Origin of the sequence: Microscilla marina ATCC 23134 (assembly GCF_000169175.1) — a bacterium.
GTDB lineage: Bacteria > Bacteroidota > Bacteroidia > Cytophagales > Microscillaceae > Microscilla > Microscilla marina.
This window is the reverse complement of record NZ_AAWS01000044.1, coordinates 1-21,875: the sequence shown is the minus strand read 5'-3', so window position 1 is coordinate 21,875 and position 21,875 is coordinate 1. Positions and strand designations below refer to the sequence as shown.

The following is a 21,875-nucleotide window of genomic DNA, read 5'->3' as shown; positions in this document are numbered from 1 at the left end:
AATGGTATATAGAGGTTTGGGGCAGTGCTTGGTTATGCACTACCTCAGACCTGCGTTTAATGTTTCAAACAATTTTATTCGTATCTGAGCGATGTGATAGGGTCTTGCTCGGCTGCCCTGCGTGCAGGAGTAATGCCAAATATCAACCCTACCGAAGCCGATACCACAAAGGAAATAATAATAGATGAGAATGACACAATTGTAGGTATATTGGCAAGTTCGGCAATAAAATAAGACATACTGACGCCCAGGATTACCCCAATAATTCCCCCTGATACACTGATGAGCACCGACTCGAACATAAACTGAGTAATGATGTCGCTTTTTTTGGCACCTATCGACAGTCGTAAACCTATTTCTTTGATCCGTTCTAATACTGAGGCAAGCATAATATTCATGATACCAATGCCCCCCACCAACAACGATATGCCTGCAATCACCCCTAATACAATGTTAAAAATGTCTTTGGTGCGTTGCTGTTGCTTGAGCAAGAGTTCGGGTATGCTCACCTCATAGTCTACTACTTTGTAGTGGCGCCGTTCCAGCATGCGGGCTACAATGTCGGCAGTCTTGCTCAAATAACCGGTTTCGTCTACCTGTACTACCAAACGATCTATTTGATGGTAATTTTTGGGCGCTGCCTTCTCGTTGCTTTGATTATTATTGTTGTTGTTATTGTTTCGGCGGTTGTTTGCCTTGGTAAGCATTGCTTTGGTAAGCACCGAGCGGTTGGTATACCTTACCAACATGGTTTTGGTAGGTGTATAAATGTCCATATTGTAATCGCGAATGCCCAACTTAGACAGGCTTCCGCTTGACACCAGTCTTGGCTCAAGCACTCCTATTACTTTTAGCCAGTGTCTGCCACATTTCAGGCGTTTGCCAATGGGATTTTCTTTACTAAAAAACTTGGTTTTAATGCCTCGTCCAATAATACACACTTGATCGCCGTACTCCAGGTTTTGTTGGGTAAACATCTGCCCTTCTTCCAGCTTAAAACTGGTAAGTTTGAAATACGCTGGTTCTACGCCCACCAGTTTGGCCGAACGCTGAATACCATTTTTAATAATGTAGGTTTCCAGCAGTATTTCGGGGCTCACTTTGCTTACCATGGGTAACTGTCTGATGCTTTCTACATCGCGCATGGTCAAACCTGGCGAAAACTTTTCTTTTTTCTTTCCTCCGTTATTCAGGTTTTGCCCTACTTCTTTTTCTTCTTGTTCGAGCACTGGTTTTATCACAATATTATTGACTCCCACCAGCTTTATTTGTTCTAATATTTCTTGCTGTGCTCCATTGCCTATAGCCAGCATAGCAATCACTGCCGACACCCCAAAAATAATTCCGAGTGCGGTGAGGGTAGCCCTGAGCTTATTTGCCAGAATGGCATCCCAGGCTACCACAAAATTTACTAAATATCTACGATACATGGCTTGCCTGAATTTATGCCTTCAACGAGTTGAAAGCAGTGATAACCTGAGCCACTTTTTTCTTTGCGCTCTTTTTATTCTTTTTCTTTTGGTCGTCTTTCTCTTTGCCCTCTTTCTTTTTGCCGTCCTGCATTTTTTTCGTCATCTCCTCCATTTTCTTTTTGCGCAACTCTTCTGCTTTTTTGCGGGCTTCCTGTGCTTTACGCTGCTCTTCTTTTAGCTTGGCGGCCTGCTCCTTTATCACTTTGGCCTTGAGTGCTTTATCCAGTAAATGTAAGTCCATTTTCTCGCCATCTTTGGGGCGCGACAGAGTCACCATGTCCTCTTTGGTAAGCCCAGCCAACACCACGGCTTCGTTTTCGTTGGTTTCGCCCACCATTACTTCGGTGCGCTTAAGCGAGCCTCCGTCTTTGCGAAATACATACGTAAGACTATCACCTTGGTTATGAATGGCTTCCAGAGGAACCGACAACACATTTTTTACTGTTTTGGCAATGATATTATTGCTGGTGGTCATAGAAGGCAGCAATAAAGAATCCTGCTCGTGAATCTCAATATTTACCTCAAATACCTTGGCGTCTGAGTTGGGCTTTTGCTCACCTACGTTGGCTATATTGATCACCTTACCGGTGAGTTGTTTCTTAGGGAAAGCATCCAGTCCAATTTTTACTTTTTGCCCATTTTTAATCTTCTTAATGTCTACCTCGTTGATGTAGGTGCGCGACACCATCACCGACAAATCGGGCAAGGTTGCTACGGTGGAGTTCCAGGCACTAATGGTGGATCCTTCACGTTTTTTCTTGCCATCCCAGGTGCGGGCATATATCATCATACCAGACTTGGGGGCGGTAATGTTAAATTCTTTCATGAGCTTTTGCAAAAACTCTACTTTGGACTCTACCTTTGACAGGTTGGCGCCTGCTTCCTGCATTTTGGCTATAGCCTTGTCTTTTTTTATCAAGTAGTTTTGAGTTGACTGTATCAAAGCTCGTTTGGCTTTTTCGAGGTCTATTTGAGCTTGTTTGATGGTGGCGGGGGGCTCATATTTAGACTGTTCGAGCACTAGTCCTTTTTCGCGTTGGGCATAACGCAGGTTAATGAGTTTGTCACGGGCTTCGCGCAACTCAAGGGTGGTGTCCAGTTTTGCCTGGGTAAACTGCGAACTGGCTTTATCGAGCTCGGTTTGCTCGTTTTTGAGCTTGTCGGCAAGCTCTGACCGATCGAGAGAAGCAATAAATTCACCTTCTTTTACTTTGGTACCTTCGGGTATAATACGACTGATTTTTACTTGCCATAACCGCGCTTGTCGTAAGCCAGTAGGCCCATTTATTTTGGTGGAGTTTTTGGCGTACAACTCACCCGAAGAAGTCACCGAAACGGTAAAGTCACTTTTTTTTACCTTGACAAAAATATCTTCAGATTTACTGCTTTTTTTTGTAAAAAACATATATCCTGCAGCAAGCACTCCGAGTATAATCACGGGCAGTATAACTTTCTTTTTCATGGGTAGTATATCAAGTTTATGAGGAGTTTTTATAGAATTAAAGGATGAACCCACCACATAATTAGTTGCAAAAACACAAAATAAAAATAAAAAAACAATGCAAGCATCTTATTTCAACAAACAATTGTGGCTTTATGGAGTCATAAGTAGCAGCAAGTAATGAGCTATAAGTTCTTAGATACCGATGTATATTGGTGCTACAAGTAAGGACCACTTGCTCATATTATAGTAGTTACACCTACTCATTAGGTATGTTTAATGCTGCCTTGGTACTTATACTTCGCTGCTCAACAATAATGGAGAAAGTTTTTAATTACTTGCTTCATTTTCAATTCAAAAATATTTGTGCTGCTGTTCTGTTTGCTCATTGCCCCTATACAACAACTCAGTATTCATCAGGAAGTCATGCACCACCCAGCCCAGGATAACTTACGCTCAATTAAAACCCCGCTTCGCAAAAACTCTACTCCTTTTTAGTATTTAGCCTGTCCTACCTATATAAACCCAGGCAATCTAATACACAAACAACATTACCCATGTCGGTACACAAGCATACAAACAGAGAACTGTCAGACCAGCAGTGCTGGCAAAAGTGCTGTGAAGGCAAGCAGGAAGCACTCTTTTGGCTCATGGAACGCTACCGGATTCAACTATTCGGAATGGCTTACGCTATGACAAAACAAGAAAATACTGCACAAGAAGTTTTGCGGCAGGTATTTGTACAACTGCACCAAAAAAGTGTAGCTAAAGAAGCATTGAAAAATATAAAAAAAGCTTTGATCGGAATGACTCAAGACTTGAGCAAACAGATGATGCAGCAACTTGCTCAACAAAAAATACAGGCAGCATAGACGCTGGCTCAATATTGAAAAACACAACAAGAACACTAAATTCGATAACACTGTGGAATGATGAAAAATACTGACGCTTACGAACAAACAGGCTATTTTAGCGAGGCTATTATATTAGACTATATTGATGGTAAATTGTCGGCAAAGGATCAGGCGTTGTTTGAACAACAAATGCAACAAGACGGAGACTTTCAGCTGGCAGTAAATGGTATTCGAGGGTTTTATCTAAAAGAACACAAAGACCGCCTGTACCTTGAGGGTTTATTTCAGGAAAGTGAAAACGCTATTAAAGGAGCAATAGAGCACTCTCAAACTATATCGGCAAAAATAAGTCATCGTAAAAAGCAAAGTTTATGGGGCGTGGCCGTGGCAGCAGCAGTGGCTCTTTTTATGATAGTGAGCTTGCCACGTCTGTTTGACAAAGTACAACATGCTCAAAACACCCACGCAGGTACTGACCAAAGCCTCAAGCAGCAAAGTACAGAAAACCCAGCAGCTCACCCAATGCCCAAGACAGTTCACAGGAAAAAAACACTCTTGAAGGAGGCAACAGCACAAACCGCTACTATAACTCCAGACCAGCACGTGGTAAACAAACGAAAGAAGCCTACGGCTGTGATCAAACCAAATACCCGACAAATGCTTGCCTCTGGTTCCCCTGTCAATACTACTACAGCATTGGCAGACAAGCCTGGAAACAAAACCAAGGTTGCCCTCCAGGGAAAACCTGGTACAGAAGAAATCCACATTTCAAGCAATACGAGGGGCAAAAACTCAAAAAAAACCGCGAGAAAACACAAGGACAGCCACGACTATTCACTGAAACGTCAAACAAATTACAATGAAGGGGAAAGTAACTTTGCTGGCGTATACCGCAAACCTGGCAAACTTCATTTATGGGTTTTTGCTGATCAAGAACAAACTACTTACCAACAATTAATTGCTGTGGGCAATCAAATAGCTCAGGCTACCGGCTTACATTTGGCGTTAAAAAAGGCTCCCACAGGACAGTTTTATACGATGCAATGGCAGCAGTGGCTCCAACAAGCCAAGCCTGGCTTCGATGATGTGGTATGGGTACACTATTTGGGCACCACAAACCAGGCTACAAAACGAGATAACCAGTCGTTGGCAAGTGTACAAGTATTGACAAACCGCCTGAATAATACGCTCGAAAATACTAAAGCTGACTTTAAAATAGTGATGATTGACCAAGGCAAACCAAGCCGCCAAGCCCAGAAATACAATGTGGCTGTAGGCAACCACTTGAATGCCCCTGCTGTAGTGGGCAACACCCAAGGGTACCGACAATTATTTTTGGGCAACTCAGGTATTATTACTTTATACAGTCGCCAACCAGGGCGCAATGCTTACCAAGGAGTACTTACTCAGGCTTTGCTAAAAAGCTTACAAAATGAGCTGTTGCTTCATAAGAAAAAAGTACACTGGAAAACCATCGTAAAAAAAACCGCCAAAGAAGTGAAAAAGCAGAGTAGGAAACTAGGCAGGGTACAAAAGATAATGAAAGCTAAAGAGCAGGTAAAGGTGCGTTACTAAATTTTTTATTTGTTTTACAAAACCAAACATTAACGTAAGTATACCGAATGGATGCCTATAGGTTTGGTTTTGCCATTACAAGTCAAAAATAGCTTCACAGTGCTTTTGCCCCGGCTAAACCGCTTGGCTTGGGCAGGCTTCAGATAAATAGTTTTATTGGTAGATGCTTGCCCCAATAGTTCCTGTAGATAATCGGTTTTAAGGGCAAACTCCTGCTCGTTTTCGTCAAATAAGCGAATAATTAACTGCTCTTGTTGCTGAAGCAAACGGGTGAGTTTAAAGTTAAGCTGAATAATAGAGGTACGACGGGCACGGGTAGACCGATCAAATTTTCCCCGCAATATTTCACCTGGCTGGCTGTGTATATTGGTGGCAAACACTTTTCCGCTCAGGGTGGAAAGTTTGGTTTTAAGCGTTTTGTTTTCTTGGGCTACCTGTTGATAACTATTTTGTAAACTCTGAAACTTGTATTGCCAAGAGGGTGTTTCCAGGTGGCTGTCATTGTTTACCAGTTTGCTTAGGCTGTCTTGCAGCAAATGAAGCTCATTTTTGAGTTTACTTATTTTTCCATAGGTAGCGTGTTGCTGGGCGATGGCAGAAGTTAACACCAGTATTTTCTGATAGCTTACATTTTTTTCTTTTCTAAGCTTGACAATTTCTTTTCTTTTTTGCTTCAAAAAGTCAAGCTGTTTCATTAAATCATCTTTTTGATCTTGATTGGTACTATCCAGGTTGGTTATCTGTATTTGACGGTTTTTAATGTCATTGTCTAACTTATGCAAATAAGCATCCAATACATTGTTTTTTTCCTCTAACAACGCCGTTTCCTTTTTCATAAAGCTTGTTTGAGTGATTTTGTACAACAATGCAATCATCAACCCTAATATGATGGCGATATAAAAAAGATCTTTAGAGGATATATTCAGGCGTTCTTTAATTTTACTAATTACTAAGGCTTCGGTCATCAGTTTTTCTACTATTCTTATTTATGATGTACGACATCTCTGGGTTTGGGTTGGCTTTTGTGCGTACAAACCACTTGTTACGCCCAGCACTGCACGACAAAATCAGTTGATGAGTTACAGTGCTTTTTATCGCTTTAGGACGCATTCATCCACTTATTTCAGGCATCCAACACTTGCAATAACTCTTTCAGTTCCCTGGCTTTTTCGTCTTCGTTGAGCTTTTCAAAAGCCACCACCAGGTTTCGCATGATGCGTTGAATAATTTCAAGATTAGAGCAAGGGTAATAAAACCGGTTGGTTGTGGGAATATTGAGTTGTGCTATATAGTTGTCTATTTCTGACCTGGAAAAAATCAATCCGCGGTTAAAGGCATTGATATAAAACTGCGTTTCTTCACTTTTATAAGTCAACACAAATATATTGGGCAGGTTGATCCCATAAATAGGCATTTTGAGTTTTTGTGCGATCAACATATATACGATGCACAACGATATGGGGTTGCCCTTGCGCGACTCAAGCACTATGTTGATCATAGAGTTGCCCGGCGAGTGAAAGTTTTGGGTGTTGGAGCTAAAGCCCAGTTTGGTAAATAAAATATTATTCAGGTTTTTTACCTTGTCGTGCGGGCTTGCGTAAGCACGGTGGCTCAGCCAAACTTCGTGGTAAATCTTATCCAGTTCTTTGGTTACCTTGCGTAGGTCAAGGTCGGGGTACTGAAAGCAAGCCACTAACCATATTCCCTTCAAAAGGTCTTCTTGTTCGTTGTCTTTCCAATCGCGGAAACGCTCTTGCAACGATTGTAACTGTAAAGTGTGTATCAGTTCTTCGATGCGTCGCTGAACCACCGGACTAAAGTTGTTTTCCCATGCAGTTTCTAAAAAGGGAATCAAGACGTCCCCCATTGATATAATTTTTTCTTTGATATGATTAATCACCTCATAGTCATCATCATCTAGCAAAGATACCAGTGCTTTTATTTCATTTTGATTCATAGGCTAAGATATAGTCCCCTCACCGCAAGTTTAATAGGTTTTATGGTACAAAGTATGAAAGTTTACCAAGATTTTCGGGTATTTTAACTACAAATATAATGATTCTTATTGGGAATTATGCACTAAGTAAGCTGGCTGGTATGGTGGCAACAAATAAAGACTAGGTGAATTTACAGGTTGGGTTGTGCGCTGTTTCATCACAAGCTTCAGGTAAAATCATAAATAAATGCTATTTTGAAGCAAGGTGAAAAGCGTGCAGGAATTTGAAAGAAATGGGCAGGTTGCTTACACAGTGATTTCTTATGCAATGGGTAAAAGAGGTAGCATATTAAAAAAATACCGACTGCATTGCCAAGGGTCGCAAAGTTATTTTTCAGGTCAGGTTAGGCTTCATTTTCAAACAGGCTCTTATAAGAAAGCCCTCATTGAGGGCACTTTTTATTCAATCATTTTTTTTGCAAACGTAGGTATTGCAAAACAACCTGTAAACAAAGCCTCGTTGAAGTATTGCAATTGGTGCTCCATTGCTTTCAAATCGGCCACCCTGTAGTTGGTGCGGTCAAAGCCTGCTTCTTGGGTAGCAAAGGCAAACGACCAGGTACCACTGGGGTAAAAAGGTATCTGCGATAAATACATAGACACCGCCGGAAAAGCTCCTTTAATGTTCTGAAAAAGCTTCCTCTGAATATCGGCAAAATAAAATGGGCTTTCGGCCTGCGCTACCATAATGCCCCCTTTTTTGAGCGATCGATGGGTTTCTTCATAAAACTTGACTGTAATCAGATTTTCGGCAATGCCTACCGGGTCGGTAGAATCAATCAAAATTACATCAAAGGCATTCTCATTGTTGCGAATATACGCCATGCCATCTTCTATACGCAAGTCAAGCCGGGGGTTGTCTAACTCAGCAGCTATAGCCGGAAAATACTCCCGTGATACATTCACTACCTCTTCGTCTATCTCTACCATTACACATTCTTTTACCTGTGGGTGACGCAATACCTCGCGCGCAGTGCCGCCGTCTCCCCCTCCAATAATCAACACTCGCTCAGGGTTGGGGTGCGCAAACAAAGGCACATGGGCAATCATTTCATGGTAAGCAAACTCGTTGGCATCAGTCAACATAATACAATTGTCCAGCACCATCATTTTGCCAAAGGCATCGGTCTGATATATTTCTATTTTCTGAAAATTACTCTGCTTTTCGTAGAGTTTTTTGGTTACCCTGATAGAGGTGCGTGCCCCTATGCTTATGATGTGTTCGTCTTGGTCTTCGTTATACCACATATTCATTACAGTTATGATGGCACGCTTGTAACTTTAGCCTGCCCTTGAGGGTTTTTATTAAACATGTTTTGCAACTGCCCCCGCTTCATTTCAATGGTCGAAGTATTTTGAGGTTTGAGGTGCCGTTTCATATAATCAAATGCCAGCAAATTATCTATGGTTTCGCCACAAGTAAAAATATCAATGGCGGCATAGCCGTACTCTGGCCAGGTATGCACCGTAAAGTGAGATTCGGCAATTACAATCACCCCACTTACTCCGTAAGGGTTAAAAGTGTGGAAATGACTCCCTACTATAGTAGCTCCACTGGCTTTGGCAGCCTCATTCATTACTTTTTCAATCAAATGATTGTCTTTCATGACTTCTTCAGGACAGCCATAAAACTCAACCAACACGTGTTGTCCTAATGCTTTCAATATTTTGAAGTATAAAAATGTTATGTAATCTGTAGGATTGTTAATGAAACTTATAACTGAGTAATTGGTAAATGAGCTTGGCAGCAAGAAAGTCCGACGCTTTACTATGAGGATTGGGGCAAAGCTCTACCACATCAAACCCTACAATGTTTGCGTTTTCGTTGACCTTCTTCAACAAATCAAGTACTTCATAATACCACAAGCCGCCTGGTTCGGGAGTACCTGTAGAAGGCACAACGGATGGGTCGAAACCATCCAGGTCAATGGTGACATACACATTGTCAGTCAGCTGATCTACCACCTCATACTGCCACTGAGCACTCTTGCCTCGGCTACGGACAATGTCGTGGGCATAAAAAATACGGTGAGCTTCTACATAAGGTAGCTCAGAGCTGTCCATACTACGAATACCCACCTGCACTATGTTGGCTACTTCGCGCGCCCGTGCCATTACACAAGCGTGGTTGTTGGCCGACCCCAAATAAGTAGGGCGCAAGTCGGTATGAGCATCAATCTGCAGCACGGTTAAATTGTCAAACTTTTGGGCAAAAGCCTGAATAGCTCCAATGCTTACCGAATGTTCGCCTCCAATGGGCACCACAAACTTGCCTTGCTCAAGGTATTGGGTAGTGGCTGTTTTTACGGCAGTGACCATTTGCTCAGGGCTGGCGTTTTCGGTCACAGGTGGCGCAGTATAAATGCCTCGTTTGTATACCTCGGTTTGAGTCTCTATGTCATAAAACTCCATGTTATAAGAGGCTTCCAATATGGCTTGCGGCCCTTTATCAGCACCTTTTATCCAAGTACTGGTTTTGTCGTAAGGTATAGGCAATATTACTATTTGCGCGTTTTCGAGGGTAGTATACGCTTGTTCAAAATCCCCGTATTGGGTAATTTTGTTCTCCGGAATCATGTCATTCATTAGCCTATTACCGGATAAATGTAATCTGTAAAACACAAAGAAACCAGCGCGGTGCCATGCTTCTTTTTGGGCACAAAGCTTTTGGTGACCGTGTAGACGTCTTTCAGATAAAATTCCTCCTCAAACCCATTTACATACAACTCTTCGAGGCTGTCGTTTAAGTTTTTGTGAAGCTGTTCTTCGCCATAGCTACCATCATGCTCGCAAACCAACCCTCCGTACCTTTCATCGGTTTTGCGGTCGTGCAACCAGCCAAATATAATACCCGCATTGGCTTGCTCGCCTTTCTCTACATGGCTTACTGCCATAATAGATTCCATCACCGATCCATGAACAATTTGCTTGCGGTTGGGCTTGGGGGTTTCGATGGCTATGCCAGGCAATATAGAAGAGTAGGTCATAATATTTGCCATTTCGATGCCTGCGTCTCGTAGTGCTAAATGATAAGAGCCGGCATGGATGGTAATGTCACTTTCGCCTGCACCACTAGTGATAAAGTAGCTTCTTGGAATACGGTTTCCAATAATAATCCCCGATAGATTATTAGCTACTGCTTGTCCTACAGCAGGCAAATCACTAAAATTCACTATATTCATTTTTAAGTCATAAAAAAGTTAAATTAGATGATCACAATTCCAGTCAATGGTTCAAATAATTGACAGAAATGTTATTCATTATTTGAAGCTTCAAAAAAAAGTGAGCAAAAGTAAGATATATTTTGAAAAAAGGTTTAGGGGCTGCAACTTTTTATTTAAAAACGCATGTTTCTTCACAAACTCTTCACTGTCACCTCATTAGCTTACACAAAACTTACTCATTCTTACCCACAGCGTTGCTATTTCATTGCTCGTTTTAGCATTCTTAACCAGCATTTTATCTAAAAGTTTGGCATCTGCTATTTTATGTAATGTTTTTTGTGTTTTTAAGCATTAAGCAAAAAGACATAAATACCCACTAAAATTGCCTACAAAAAACGTGTGGCTTGGCGCTAATAGCTTGTGGCTAATCAAAATGCCCTTCATTATACAAACTGGCTCCTATTGCCTGACACACCGTGTGTAGCTCATCTGGTTGAATGATAAAAGGAGGCATAATATAAATCAGGTTTCTAAAAGGACGAATCCAGACGCCTTGCCGAATAAAAAACCGTTGAATAGCCGCCACATTTACCGTGTGATAACACTCTACTACCCCAATGGCTCCCATTACCCGCACTTCTTTTACTCTGGGGTGCATTTGTAGTGGCTGGAGCTTTTCTTTGAGCTGAGTTTCGATATTTTGTACCAAGGCTTGCCAGTTTGAGTCTTGCAACAACCGAATGCTCGCCAATGCTACGCTGCACGCCAATGGGTTGGCCATGAAAGTGGGTCCATGCATAAATACCCCTGCTTCGCCCTGGCTAATGGTCAAGGCAACATCTTCGGTACACAAGGTGGCTGCCAGGGTCATCATTCCACCTGTAAGTGCCTTGCCTATGCACAAAATATCGGGGGTGATAGCAGTGTGCTCAGTGGCAAACATTTTTCCGGTTCTGCCAAAACCAGTAGCTATCTCATCAAAAATCAACAAGACACCATATTGGGTACAGAGCGCCGATAGTTTTTCTAAAAATGCCGGAGAATATATGCGCATCCCTCCTGCCCCTTGTACTATAGGTTCCAGGATAAAAGCTGCAACTTGTTGGTGGTTTTCCTCAAAGGCAGTTTCTAAATTTGCCGCATCTTGCGCCTGTAGGGGTTGGGCGAAACCAGGGGTGGGTTCATCAATAAAAATTTGGGGAGCCAATACCTTATTAAATATCTGGTGCATACCATTGACTGGGTCGCATACCGACATAGCCCCAAAAGTATCGCCGTGGTAGCCTTTTCGTACCGTCATTAGTTTAGATTTTTCGGGGGTGCCCTTGGCGTGCCAATATTGAATAGCCATTTTGATGGCTACCTCTACCGATACCGAACCACTGTCGCAAAGAAATACTTTTTGCAGGCTTTCGGGGGTAATCTCTACCAATTTGCGGCAAAGCTCTATGGCTGGTGTATGGGTAAGGCCGCCAAACATGATATGCGACATTTGTTGCACTTGGCGTTGGATGGCTTCGTTGAGGCGTGGATGGTTGTAACCGTGTATTGCACACCACCACGAACTCATTCCGTCTATCAAGGCGGTACCGTCTTCAAGGTGAATGTATACCCCTTTGGCGGAAGCCACCGGAAAAACCGGCAAGGGATTGGCCATAGAGGTGTAAGGATGCCAGATGTGTTGTTGGTCGAAGACCAGATCGGCTTTTTCTAAAGTATTTTCAAACATTTCTCAGGCGTTTAAACAGGCTTATATTACTTATACCCGCCAGGTTTTGAAAACCTGGCAGGCATAAAACGCTATTTTATTAAAGTCCTACAGTTAGCACTGTAAACCGCTAACTGCTTGCAACTTGTTGCTTGTACCTTACATCGGAATCTAAGGACTTGCCCTTGTCAGGGCTTTTAGCTAACAAATCCATCATCTACTGAAAGTAAAAGCACTATGAATTTATTAGTTGCCTATGAACCGAATCTGTTTCTAAATCCTGATTCATCAGGGCAGCTTGCTGTGATGAACCCAACTTAGTTAAGGGTGTACCTAGAATCTTGCACCTAGTCGCTAGCACCTTGTATGGGCTACCAACTTCACGGCTTCTTCAGCAACTGGTTTTGCTGGATTTTTTTCTCAAGAGGCGTAGGCTTTGCCCCTTCAGGTTTGCGCTCGACCTGTAGCGGTTGAGGGCTAAAACAAAGTACAAATATAAGCAAAGTAAACCAACCTAAAACACGGCGGGGCAAATTCAAGGGGCGGTCTTCGAGGGCAGGGGGGTGATAAATGCCCAACACACGCCCCAACAAAAAAGAAAACACCAACCAACCCAGGTAGCCTTTGACTTCGGGAAAAAAGAAGGCAAACAAAAATTGGGCAGTAAATACCGACATCGCCAGCAGTAAAATGTTGCGGAAGCCGTGGGTGGCTTTAGAGAATACAATGTATAAAAACAAGAGATAGGCAGGAGACCAGGCAAGCCAACTAAGTGGTTGGTGGGGTGAGAAAAAGCCCAGCCCGGCATAAAACACAAAGCCAAGAAAAAATACCAAGGCGGCTCGTTGATGGTTTTTATAACCAATCAGTGCATATAACACATGACCTCCGTCGAGCTGCCCGATTGGTAAAAGGTTCAATGCGGTGAAAAACAAACCAAAAAAACCTGCCATCAACAATGGATAATGAATCATGTTGTAGTGGCTGGGTACCAAATTGGGGTCTGCCAGGGTAACCTCCAATAAAGTAAACAAAAGGTTGGAACCCACTACCAGATATTCAGTATTTTGACCTTGGGGCATTTGGGGTTGTTGTGCCAAAATGGCCTGAAGGTATTCGGGCGGCGGCAAATGGGTAAAACCATAAATAAGTACTCCTAAAGCTACTATAAAACCCGCCAAAGGTCCTGCTATGCCTATGTCAAAAAACAATTTACGCGACTGAAGGTCTTCCTTTATTTTGATAAAAGCCCCCATGGTGCCAATGCTAAACGAAAAACCCAACCACATAGGGATATAAAAGGGTAAACTTACTTTTACCTTGTGCCAGCGTGCGGTGAGGTAATGTCCAAACTCATGTACAGTGAGAAAGCCTAAAAAGGGCAGGGAAAAGGCAAAGCCCTGCAAAAATTTCTCTTGGGTAAGCCAATCAATCGCCTCTTTGTCGTCAAACACCAACCTGCCATAAGTCCACTCAGCCCCTGCCAGAGTGGTGGTAATCAGGGTGATGATAAATAGTATCAGGTGTATACTATAAACCTTTATTTTGTTGCGCATGAAAATTAAGGAATGTTTGAAAAATATATGGGGAAGTCTAAACCAAGGTTGTTTGAAAAAACTGAAGCCAGCCATCAAGATTAGCCACTACGTGCAAACCTTGCAACCCTACGCCGTTTGCGGCTTCTATATTAGCCAGCCCATCGTCAATAAACAAGGTTTCTTCCGGTTTTAGGTTATTTTCATCGACTACTTGCTCGTAGATGCTTGCCCAAGGTTTGCGCTTGTGCATGGTATGCGAGTAGTAGGCTTTTTCTACCAAATGGTCAAAGCCGGCAATGCCATTTTCGCGCTGCAAAATGTGGGTGGCCTCGGCAATATGTACCGCATTGGTGTTACTCAATATAAAGGTGCGGTGGGTTTCGCCTAGTTTCTTTATCAATGCTATGCGTTCTTGGGGTATGTTTTGCAGTAAAGCATTCCAGGCATGGGCAATTTGGTCATCGGTTGCCTGTAGGTGAAAGGTTTCGCGGAGGTGTTGAAAAAAAACGGTGTCACTGATTTTACCTACTTCATAATCTTCAAAAAACTGTGCTTTGTAAGTCCCCTTCTGAATCAGGTCTTCGTTTTGATCGCGGTAGGCAGGGTCGGCCAATTGCTGAAAAGCGTCAATCGTCAACTGCCAGTCTATATTGATAACTACCCCCCCTAAATCGAAGATAATATTTTTGATACGATTATGGGAAACTTGGTATTCAGTGAAATTTTTCAATTTTTTTATTTTTTGTTTGCGAATGTAAATGCAAAGATGTAAAATTGCACCCTCATTTAGCAAGAATTCGGAATTAAATTTTCAAAAGCTGAATGTAAGGACCTATAGCTCAGTTGGTTAGAGCACCTGACTCATAATCAGGTGGTCCCTGGTTCGAGCCCAGGTGGGTCCACTAAAAATCATTCAAAAGGAGTGATTTACTGCTTTTGCAGACTTTAGATGCTTTTTTACAAAAAAAGCTGTAACTTTATAAAAAATCAACGGACCTATAGCTCAGTTGGTTAGAGCACCTGACTCATAATCAGGTGGTCCCTGGTTCGAGCCCAGGTGGGTCCACTAAAAAACCGTCATCGGAAAAATTTCTGATGACGGTTTTTTTTTGTTTCCTCTCTGTCTTCACCTACCAATTGCTTGGTGTAAATATAGTGTAAAAAAAGTGTCTGTTTAGGTTAGTAAAATCATCAAAAGATCGCTAGGAAAGTCTTCCAATAAAAACATTACAACGCAACTTTTGCCTTCAAGGAAGCTGAATGCTTTTTGTACTTTGCCATGAGCTAAAATTAGACATTTTAAGCCAGTATTTTAAATTTATCAATTAGGAGTGTACAAAGCTTTGTAGTTACCTGGTAATAAACACCTTACAAGGTTACAACGAGTACAAATAAGGGCATTTTCCTTTAAAAGGCATTTTATGCATTTATGTTTGCTCTTTGAAAGGTCTACCACAAGGACTTACTCCTACATTTATGTACTTAACGCATAGTTAACTGCCTGTATATCACTAATTAACAAAACTTCATACAACTCTATTTATCAATTTTCAATGTCCAGTTTTTGGGGAGCAGTATATTTCATCCCACAAAACAATTCTCTTCTCCAAAAACTCAGTTATTATTAGGCTGTTTTCACACTGTTTTTTATTCTGAAACCAACTCTTATTTTATCATAAACTGAACATCCTTAACACTAATTATGTATATTGTATTGAAAACCTTTTTGAGATAAAATTATAAAATCGAATTTCTTTAGTGATCTTTCATAAATAATTTAAGCCATTAAAGTGTATCTATTGCCCTCATTCTTCTCAAAAAAAAAGCCTCATAGCTTTGGCTATGCACCGTTTTTTTTGAATTGTCTGAGAACAATATATTTTCTTAAATTGGCACATCTTATTTTTTCCAGATCACTTATACAGTTTTAGAGGCATTATTTACACAGGTATATAAACAGGAATAAAAAAACACAAAGAATCAGCTAACAATTAAGAGAATAGTGATACAAATTGAATGAGGATTTCACCTGAATTCATTGATAACCTGAACTCATTTTATTATGGTATTAACAATTCACTAAACTATGAAAAAGAAAATTTTAATTGTAGAAGACATGCAAGCAGTGCGTAATGTGGTTGCCAATGCTCTTAATGAGTATGAAATTGTAACCGCAAGTTACGGTTTAGAGGCATTAAAAATCTTGGACGAATCACCCTCAAGCATTGACTTGATTTTAAGCGATTATAATATGCCTAACATGAGCGGAATGAAATTACTTACCAAGATTAGAGAACATACAAACGCTGACATTGCCAATATTCCGTTCATTATGCTAACTACTGAAAGTGATATTAAGAAAAAGAAGAAAGCAAAAGATGCTGGACTCACTGATTGGATTGAAAAGCCATATGATTATAAGGTTTTTAAAGGAAAGATTAGACATGCGTTAAGCAAATCTGAAAAGTAAGCTAATCATTATTTTTCCTTTGTTTAATGATGTTCACAAAAGTGACTATTCAAAATAAACAACCTGTCAACCAATTAATTAAATGAGCCAATTCAGTGAAAAGTTTATTCAAGAGTCTCAGGATATGTTGACTGATCTTGAGAGTGACTTAATAGAACTGGAAAAAGACTTGTCAAACGAAGAGTATTTGAATAATATATTCAGGTATTTACATACCATCAAAGGTGGAGCACTTATGATAGGTCTTGATCATTTAGGGAGTTTTATTCACGAGATTGAGGCCATCTTTGCCCTGTTGAGAGATGGAGCAAAAAAAATAGATGATCAAATTCTTAGCCTAAGCTTTCAGGCAGTTGATCACATCAAAAAGGTTTTAAAAGATCCCAATCTTACAGATCATTTTCTGAAAGAAAATCAACAAAATTTGATCGCTGTTCTCAAACAATTACAGAATCAAGACCAAAACCTGGAAAATATAGTTCCTAAAATGAATTATGTTTATGGAATGACAATCAAACCAATATCCCCCCTAAAAACAGATACGGAACATCCCATCATTTTTGTTATAAAGGAGTTAAAAAGCACTTATGAAAATTACTTTCTTAAAAGGATAGCGCATGAGGAAGAGATTTTGTTTTGGTTCATCATTGTAGATCAAGTCAGTGAAAAAGACGAGCTAGAGGCTTTGTTTTTGTTTGTGGAGGATGACTTTGAGATCTCCATCCAAGAATTGGGTTCATCAGAAGACTTTCATTTGAGTGAGCAAATGAAGACTAAGCTCAACGAGCAAATCCAGGATAAAAAAGAATTACCTTCCTTAGAAGATACCAAAAAAATATTCGCAAACCTTTCAGAACAAGTTTCAAAAAACAAGCCTGAGGTAGCTAGTCAGGACAACTCAACAGCAATCAACGAAAATAAGGCAAACGAGCGTACAGGAAGTACTCGTATTTCAAAGTATAAAGTAAATCGTTTAATTAATGCAGTAAGTGAGTTGATGACCCTCAATTCGTCCTTAAAAAATATTGCTTCCACACATAGTTTAAACGATTTAAACCTGATTACTGAAAAGATAGAGCTGGAAATCAATCACCTTAGAGAGGATGTATTTAGCCTAAATTTACGTCCTTTGAGTACCCTCAATACCCAGTTTAAAAGAATGGTAAGAAATTTATCTAAACAACAGGGAAAAAAAGTAGAGTTTGAGATGGTGGGAGGAGATACAGAGCTGGATAAACATATGATTGAGTCTTTAGAAAATCCATTACTTCATATTTTAAGGAATTCTATTGATCACGGGATTGAGCCTAGTGAGGAAAGGTTAAAAAAAGAAAAAAAAGAAACTGGACTAATTACTTTGAGTGGCTATTACACGGGAACAGATGTCATCATAGAAATAAAAGATGATGGTCGTGGAATCAATGCGGACAAAGTCAGAGCAAAGGCAATTGAAAGAGGAATCATTGAGCAAAGTGAAGTTATGTCAGATGAAGAATTGTATCACTTGATTTGTTATCCTGGTTTTAGTACTGCTGATGAGTTAACGGAGCTTTCGGGAAGGGGAGTTGGAATGGATGTAGTAAAGAAAAATATTGATAGCCTGAAAGGGAATTTGCATATTTCATCTACTCCTCAAAAGGGAACCCACTTTACGATCCGTTTGCCATTAACACTATCTATTATAGATGGGTTACTGGTGGATGTGGAAAATGTAAAATACATTGTACCTATGTTTAGTATTGACCAGATTTATCGTCTCCCGACGAAATCAATTGAACGAGAAGATTATTTTTCTTTTCTGGTGCAAGTAGATGGACAGCAAATATCAGTACTTAATTTACGAAAAGAGTTTCAGTTCAATCAACAGGAAAATATTGATATTAAGGAGATGGATGTCATTATGTTATCAAATAATGAGAAAAGCCAAGGCATAGCAGTTGATAAAATTTATGGCGAAATTCAGGCCATAATAAAACCTATTGGAAAACACTTCAGCACCCAAAAATACATTCTGGGAAGCTCCATATTAGGTGATGGCTCACTTGCTTTGGTACTGGATACTCATAGATTGATTCATCAATTTCATTCAAATAACTAATCAAATGGCGGAAAACACAGAAAAGGCATTAGCATCATATCTGACATTTACTTTGGGTGACGAATACTTTGCAGCTCCTATTCAAAGAGTACGAGAAGTTTTGGAAATGCAACCCATTACCCGTATCCCAAAGACTTCTGCTTTTGCAAGGGGGATATTAAACTTAAGAGGAAATATCCTTCCGATTTTTGATACTCGCCTAAGGTTTGGCCTCGAAACAGTAATTGATAGTCCAAAAACCAGAATCATTGTGCTAGAAATAAACTATCAAAAAGAGTCGCTGTTAGTAGGAGCTGTGGTGGACAATGCTTGGGATGTGGTACAATACTCTTCTGACGAAATCACACCACCACCTTCCCTGGAAGATTACAAAAATGCTGTTTTTGTAGAAGGCATTCTCAAGCTGGATGAAATGTTTGTAATGCTTATCAATGTAGACAAAATATTTTCTCCTTCTGAGATGGACACACTCACCGAAATGACTTAAAAATAAAGATTTAATACATATTATTTAATTAATAGCATCAAACGAAAAAGTGTACACCAAGCGAATATGTAAATCTATCATGTTTTCAAATTTTCAATCAATTAAAACTCAACCTAATGATTGCAAATCGCTTTTGTATATTCTTAATGATTTATGCTCAAGAGCCTAAGAAAAGGGATATAAACTCAATAACCAGCTCCTCAGGCTCTAAAAGCCCTTTTGATTTTACTACTATCATACAAGGTGACATATTTCACAATTTTGATAGTGGCCTGCAAACAGAGAGTGATTATATGGGCAGGGTGCATCTGATCATAAGCCTGGATACAAAAAAAGCAGGACTATGGAAAAACGGCAAGCTACTGGTGAACGGAGTCAATGCCCACGGAGGAAACCCAACTGCTACCTACATAGGAGACTTTCAACCCATCTCTCGAAATGAAGCTGCTCCTGAACGAACTGGATTATTAGGTTACTATCTTATCACTGATCAATTAATATTCCCTGAAGATACAAAAACCAATCAAGGGCTTGGGCTATTCTTACAAGTAGCCGCTGCACCTGGTAATCAAAACCTTATCTATTTTTTCTATGCTTTTGGAGTCAACTACACGGGTTTATTTTCCAAAAGAACGCAAGATATATTGTTTCTGGGTTTCTTAAGTGATCTAAAAAAAATAAGATGTGCCAATTCAAGAAAATATATTGTTCTCAGACAATTCAAAAAAACAGTGCATAGCCGAAGCTATGAAGCTTTTTTTGAGCAGAATGAGGGCAATAGATACACTTTAATGGCTCAAATTATTTATGAAAGATCACTTAAATTTGGAAAGCATCTTACAATTCAGCCCGACTTGTAGTACATCATCCATCCGGGAGCCCAGTCGCAGGTTGCAAATGCCCTGATGGGCTTACTAAGATTTTCAATAAACTTTTACTAAAACTTAGCACAGTTATGAAATTTAGAACCCAATTAATTTTAGGAAATGGAGTCACAATGCTGGTGCTACTCCTGGTGGGTGTCCTTGTTTATTTTAACATCGATAAGCTCCTTGATGATACCAAATGGGTAGAACATACCTATAAAGTGATTGGGAAGGCCAATCAGCTTGAACGCTATATGATTGACCAGGAAACGGGTATGCGTGGCTTTGCCATTAGTGGAGATGAAGAGTTTCTTGAGCCTTATAACTCTGGTAAAGTTTCTTTTGACAAACTAATCTCGGAACTCAAAACGACGGTAAGTGATAATCCTCCGCAAGTGCAACGGTTGGCTAATATTGAGAGTCAAGCACAATCCTGGAGGAGAGAAATTGCCAAGAATTATATCAATATTCGGAGGTCTGTCAGGGAAGGAAAAAAAACAGAGAATAAGTCGAGTAATAGAAATAAATTAGACGCGATAAAAAATGTAGTAGTCTCCTCAACGCTTGATAAAATCAATAAGCAACAACTCTTGCTTGATTTGGAAAACATGAAGGATTTGAATGCATTTTATGCCTTATTCGATAAAAAGGAAGGTAAACAGTACATGGATCAAATTCGAGCCAGACTGAAGGAATTCAAAGATATAGAATCAAGCTTGTTATCAACCCGTTTAAAAAAGCAAGAATCGATGGCTGATACCACAAAAAACATCGTGGTATTTAGTATTTTACTAGCGTTGATTGTTGGAGCATTTGCCATATTATATATTACCCGTAACGTACTGAACACATTGGGAGGAGAACCTGCTGAGGTGGCACAAATGCTTAACAAAATTTCTAATGGTGATTTAAGTATTGATATTGATAAAAAAGATGCTACTGGTTTGTATGCCAGTGTCCAAGCAATGGTCAAAAAGTTAAAAGAAATTGTTTCAGAGATAAGAGCTGGAGCAGACAACATCACGATTGTCAGCAGAGAAATGAGCCGCTCTGCTCAAAATATCGCCGAAGGAGCCAATTCACAGGCGGCATCTACTGAGGAGGTGTCAGTATCTATGGAGCAAATGCTTGCTAACATTGAACAAAATACTGGAAACTCAAAACAGACCGAGAAAATGGCCATGAATACCCTCAAAGAAGTAGAGACAGGAAAAGATGCGGTAGTTGAGACGGCATCATCTATGAAAAATATTGCTGACAAAATAACGATTATCAATGAGATTGCCAGACGAACAGATATACTTGCCCTAAATGCCGCTGTAGAAGCAGCCAGAGCAGGTGAAGTAGGCAAAGGATTCGCCGTGGTTGCGGCAGAAGTAAGAAAACTTGCAGAGCGGAGTCAGAATGCTGCGATAGAAATTGATACCCTTTCTAAATCTAATGTGACCATTGCTGAAAATGCCAGCAAACTTTTCAATGAGTTAGTCCCTAACATTCAGAAAACTACCCAACTGGTCCAGGAAATCAATGCAGCAAGTTTGGAGCAAAGCTCTGCATCGACACAAGTCAACAGTGCTATTCAAGAATTAAATCTAGTCATGCAACAAAACGTGACAGGCTCTGATGAATTAGCTGCTACCTCAGAAGAGTTATCCAGCCAAGCCAATTCACTCAAAAACATGATTAGCTTTTTTAAATTACAACACGGTCATGAAATAAGTGAATCATCAATCAACTCCCCTTTTCAAGTACCCACAAACATTCAACAAAATAGAGGGAGAGTAAAAAATAGAGCAAAAGGAATCAACCTCAATTTAGGTGATTCTGATGTAAGCGATGAAGATTTTACCAGATATTAAAGGTTAATTGATTGATACTGATGCGGATTATTCAAAGTACAAATCATCTGGGGAAAAGAGAATTTAATATCATAAGTGAGTTTATTTATACTCACTTTGGTATACTACTTCCCATAAATAAAAAAACGCTGGTGGAAGCTCGCCTTCAAAAAAGATTACTCATTTTACAAATGAGTTCATTTAAGGAATATGTACATTTTGTGATGAGTCCAGGTGGCGAAGAAGAAGTACTCTATATGGTTGATAGTATTTCTACCAACAAAACTTCTTTCTTCCGAGAATGGAATCATTTTGTTTTTATGGCTAAGGAGCTTTTGCCGAATCACGAAAAAAAACCACTAAAATAT

18 protein-coding genes, 2 tRNA genes and 1 pseudogene are annotated in these 21,875 nt (G+C 40.2%); 10 read left to right on the top strand and 11 right to left on the bottom strand.

Features of this window, described 5'->3' with window-relative positions; translation table 11 throughout:
- Positions 1-74 precede the first annotated feature (74 nt).
- Both M23134_RS28455 and M23134_RS28450 read right to left on the bottom strand, forming a co-directional pair.
- Positions 75-1,430 (bottom strand): ABC transporter permease, encoded by a 1,356-nt coding sequence (locus tag M23134_RS28455; protein ID WP_045114526.1) that lies wholly within the window; start codon positions 1,428-1,430, stop codon positions 75-77.
- 13 nt (positions 1,431-1,443) lie between these two features.
- Positions 1,444-2,934: an efflux RND transporter periplasmic adaptor subunit gene (locus tag M23134_RS28450; protein ID WP_002702233.1), complete on the bottom strand. Its 1,491-nt coding sequence runs from the start codon at positions 2,932-2,934 to the stop codon at positions 1,444-1,446.
- A 536-nt stretch (positions 2,935-3,470) separates the two neighbouring features.
- On the opposite strand from M23134_RS28450, the gene M23134_RS28445 reads away from it, so the two are divergent.
- Positions 3,471-3,785, top strand: coding sequence for an RNA polymerase sigma factor (locus M23134_RS28445; RefSeq protein WP_045114525.1), 315 nt, complete (start codon positions 3,471-3,473; stop codon positions 3,783-3,785).
- Positions 3,786-3,842: 57 nt separating this feature from the next.
- On the top strand, positions 3,843-5,342 hold the full coding sequence (locus M23134_RS28440; protein WP_002702227.1) for a caspase family protein: 1,500 nt from the start codon (positions 3,843-3,845) through the stop codon (positions 5,340-5,342).
- A 29-nt stretch (positions 5,343-5,371) separates the two neighbouring features.
- On the opposite strand, the gene M23134_RS28435 is transcribed toward M23134_RS28440, so the two are convergent.
- The 9 genes from M23134_RS28435 to M23134_RS28395 form a co-directional block, all read right to left on the bottom strand.
- On the bottom strand, positions 5,372-6,307 hold the full coding sequence (locus M23134_RS28435; protein ID WP_002702224.1) for a hypothetical protein: 936 nt from the start codon (positions 6,305-6,307) through the stop codon (positions 5,372-5,374).
- Between the two features lie 158 nt (positions 6,308-6,465).
- Complete coding sequence (locus tag M23134_RS28430; RefSeq protein WP_002702222.1) at positions 6,466-7,299, bottom strand: transglutaminase-like domain-containing protein; 834 nt, start codon at positions 7,297-7,299, stop codon at positions 6,466-6,468.
- Positions 7,300-7,737: 438 nt separating this feature from the next.
- Positions 7,738-8,586, bottom strand: a complete 849-nt coding sequence (gene speE / locus M23134_RS28425; RefSeq protein ID WP_002702220.1) for a polyamine aminopropyltransferase — start codon at positions 8,584-8,586, stop codon at positions 7,738-7,740.
- Between the two features lie 11 nt (positions 8,587-8,597).
- Positions 8,598-9,002, bottom strand: a complete 405-nt coding sequence (gene speD / locus M23134_RS28420) for an adenosylmethionine decarboxylase (protein ID WP_002702218.1) — start codon at positions 9,000-9,002, stop codon at positions 8,598-8,600.
- 40 nt (positions 9,003-9,042) lie between these two features.
- A complete protein-coding gene (gene speB / locus M23134_RS28415; RefSeq protein WP_002702216.1) occupies positions 9,043-9,924 on the bottom strand; it encodes an agmatinase in 882 nt (293 codons plus the stop codon).
- Positions 9,924-10,520 (bottom strand): pyruvoyl-dependent arginine decarboxylase, encoded by a 597-nt coding sequence (locus M23134_RS28410; protein WP_002702215.1) that lies wholly within the window; start codon positions 10,518-10,520, stop codon positions 9,924-9,926. The genes speB and M23134_RS28410 overlap by 1 nt, the downstream gene beginning before the upstream one ends.
- A 406-nt stretch (positions 10,521-10,926) precedes the next feature.
- Positions 10,927-12,231 (bottom strand): adenosylmethionine--8-amino-7-oxononanoate transaminase, encoded by a 1,305-nt coding sequence (gene bioA, locus M23134_RS28405; RefSeq protein ID WP_002702211.1) that lies wholly within the window; start codon positions 12,229-12,231, stop codon positions 10,927-10,929.
- 359 nt (positions 12,232-12,590) lie between these two features.
- Entirely contained in the window at positions 12,591-13,766 is a 1,176-nt protein-coding gene (locus M23134_RS28400; protein ID WP_002702209.1) for a site-2 protease family protein, read from the bottom strand.
- Positions 13,767-13,803: 37 nt separating this feature from the next.
- Complete coding sequence (locus M23134_RS28395) at positions 13,804-14,478, bottom strand: HAD family hydrolase (protein ID WP_002702207.1); 675 nt, start codon at positions 14,476-14,478, stop codon at positions 13,804-13,806.
- A gap of 98 nt (positions 14,479-14,576) precedes the next feature.
- Between M23134_RS28395 and M23134_RS28390 the strand changes: the two genes are divergently transcribed.
- The 8 genes and pseudogenes from M23134_RS28390 to M23134_RS28355 form a co-directional block, all read left to right on the top strand.
- A tRNA-Ile gene (locus M23134_RS28390) sits at positions 14,577-14,650 on the top strand.
- Between the two features lie 90 nt (positions 14,651-14,740).
- Positions 14,741-14,814: transfer RNA gene (locus M23134_RS28385), tRNA-Ile, on the top strand.
- A 1,020-nt stretch (positions 14,815-15,834) separates the two neighbouring features.
- Positions 15,835-16,218: a response regulator gene (locus M23134_RS28380; RefSeq protein ID WP_002702205.1), complete on the top strand. Its 384-nt coding sequence runs from the start codon at positions 15,835-15,837 to the stop codon at positions 16,216-16,218.
- A gap of 82 nt (positions 16,219-16,300) precedes the next feature.
- The gene (locus M23134_RS28375) at positions 16,301-18,316 is read left to right on the top strand and encodes a chemotaxis protein CheA (protein ID WP_002702203.1); all 2,016 of its coding nucleotides are present in this window, start codon (positions 16,301-16,303) and stop codon (positions 18,314-18,316) included.
- A 4-nt stretch (positions 18,317-18,320) separates the two neighbouring features.
- Positions 18,321-18,803, top strand: coding sequence for a chemotaxis protein CheW (locus M23134_RS28370; RefSeq protein WP_002702201.1), 483 nt, complete (start codon positions 18,321-18,323; stop codon positions 18,801-18,803).
- 116 nt (positions 18,804-18,919) lie between these two features.
- On the top strand, positions 18,920-19,663 hold the full coding sequence (locus tag M23134_RS28365; RefSeq protein WP_045114522.1) for a carbohydrate porin: 744 nt from the start codon (positions 18,920-18,922) through the stop codon (positions 19,661-19,663).
- Positions 19,664-19,758: 95 nt separating this feature from the next.
- On the top strand, positions 19,759-21,528 hold the full coding sequence (locus M23134_RS28360) for a methyl-accepting chemotaxis protein (RefSeq protein WP_053337407.1): 1,770 nt from the start codon (positions 19,759-19,761) through the stop codon (positions 21,526-21,528).
- Positions 21,529-21,548: 20 nt separating this feature from the next.
- Positions 21,549-21,875 (top strand): annotated as a pseudogene (locus M23134_RS28355) (hypothetical protein); the annotation flags it as partial.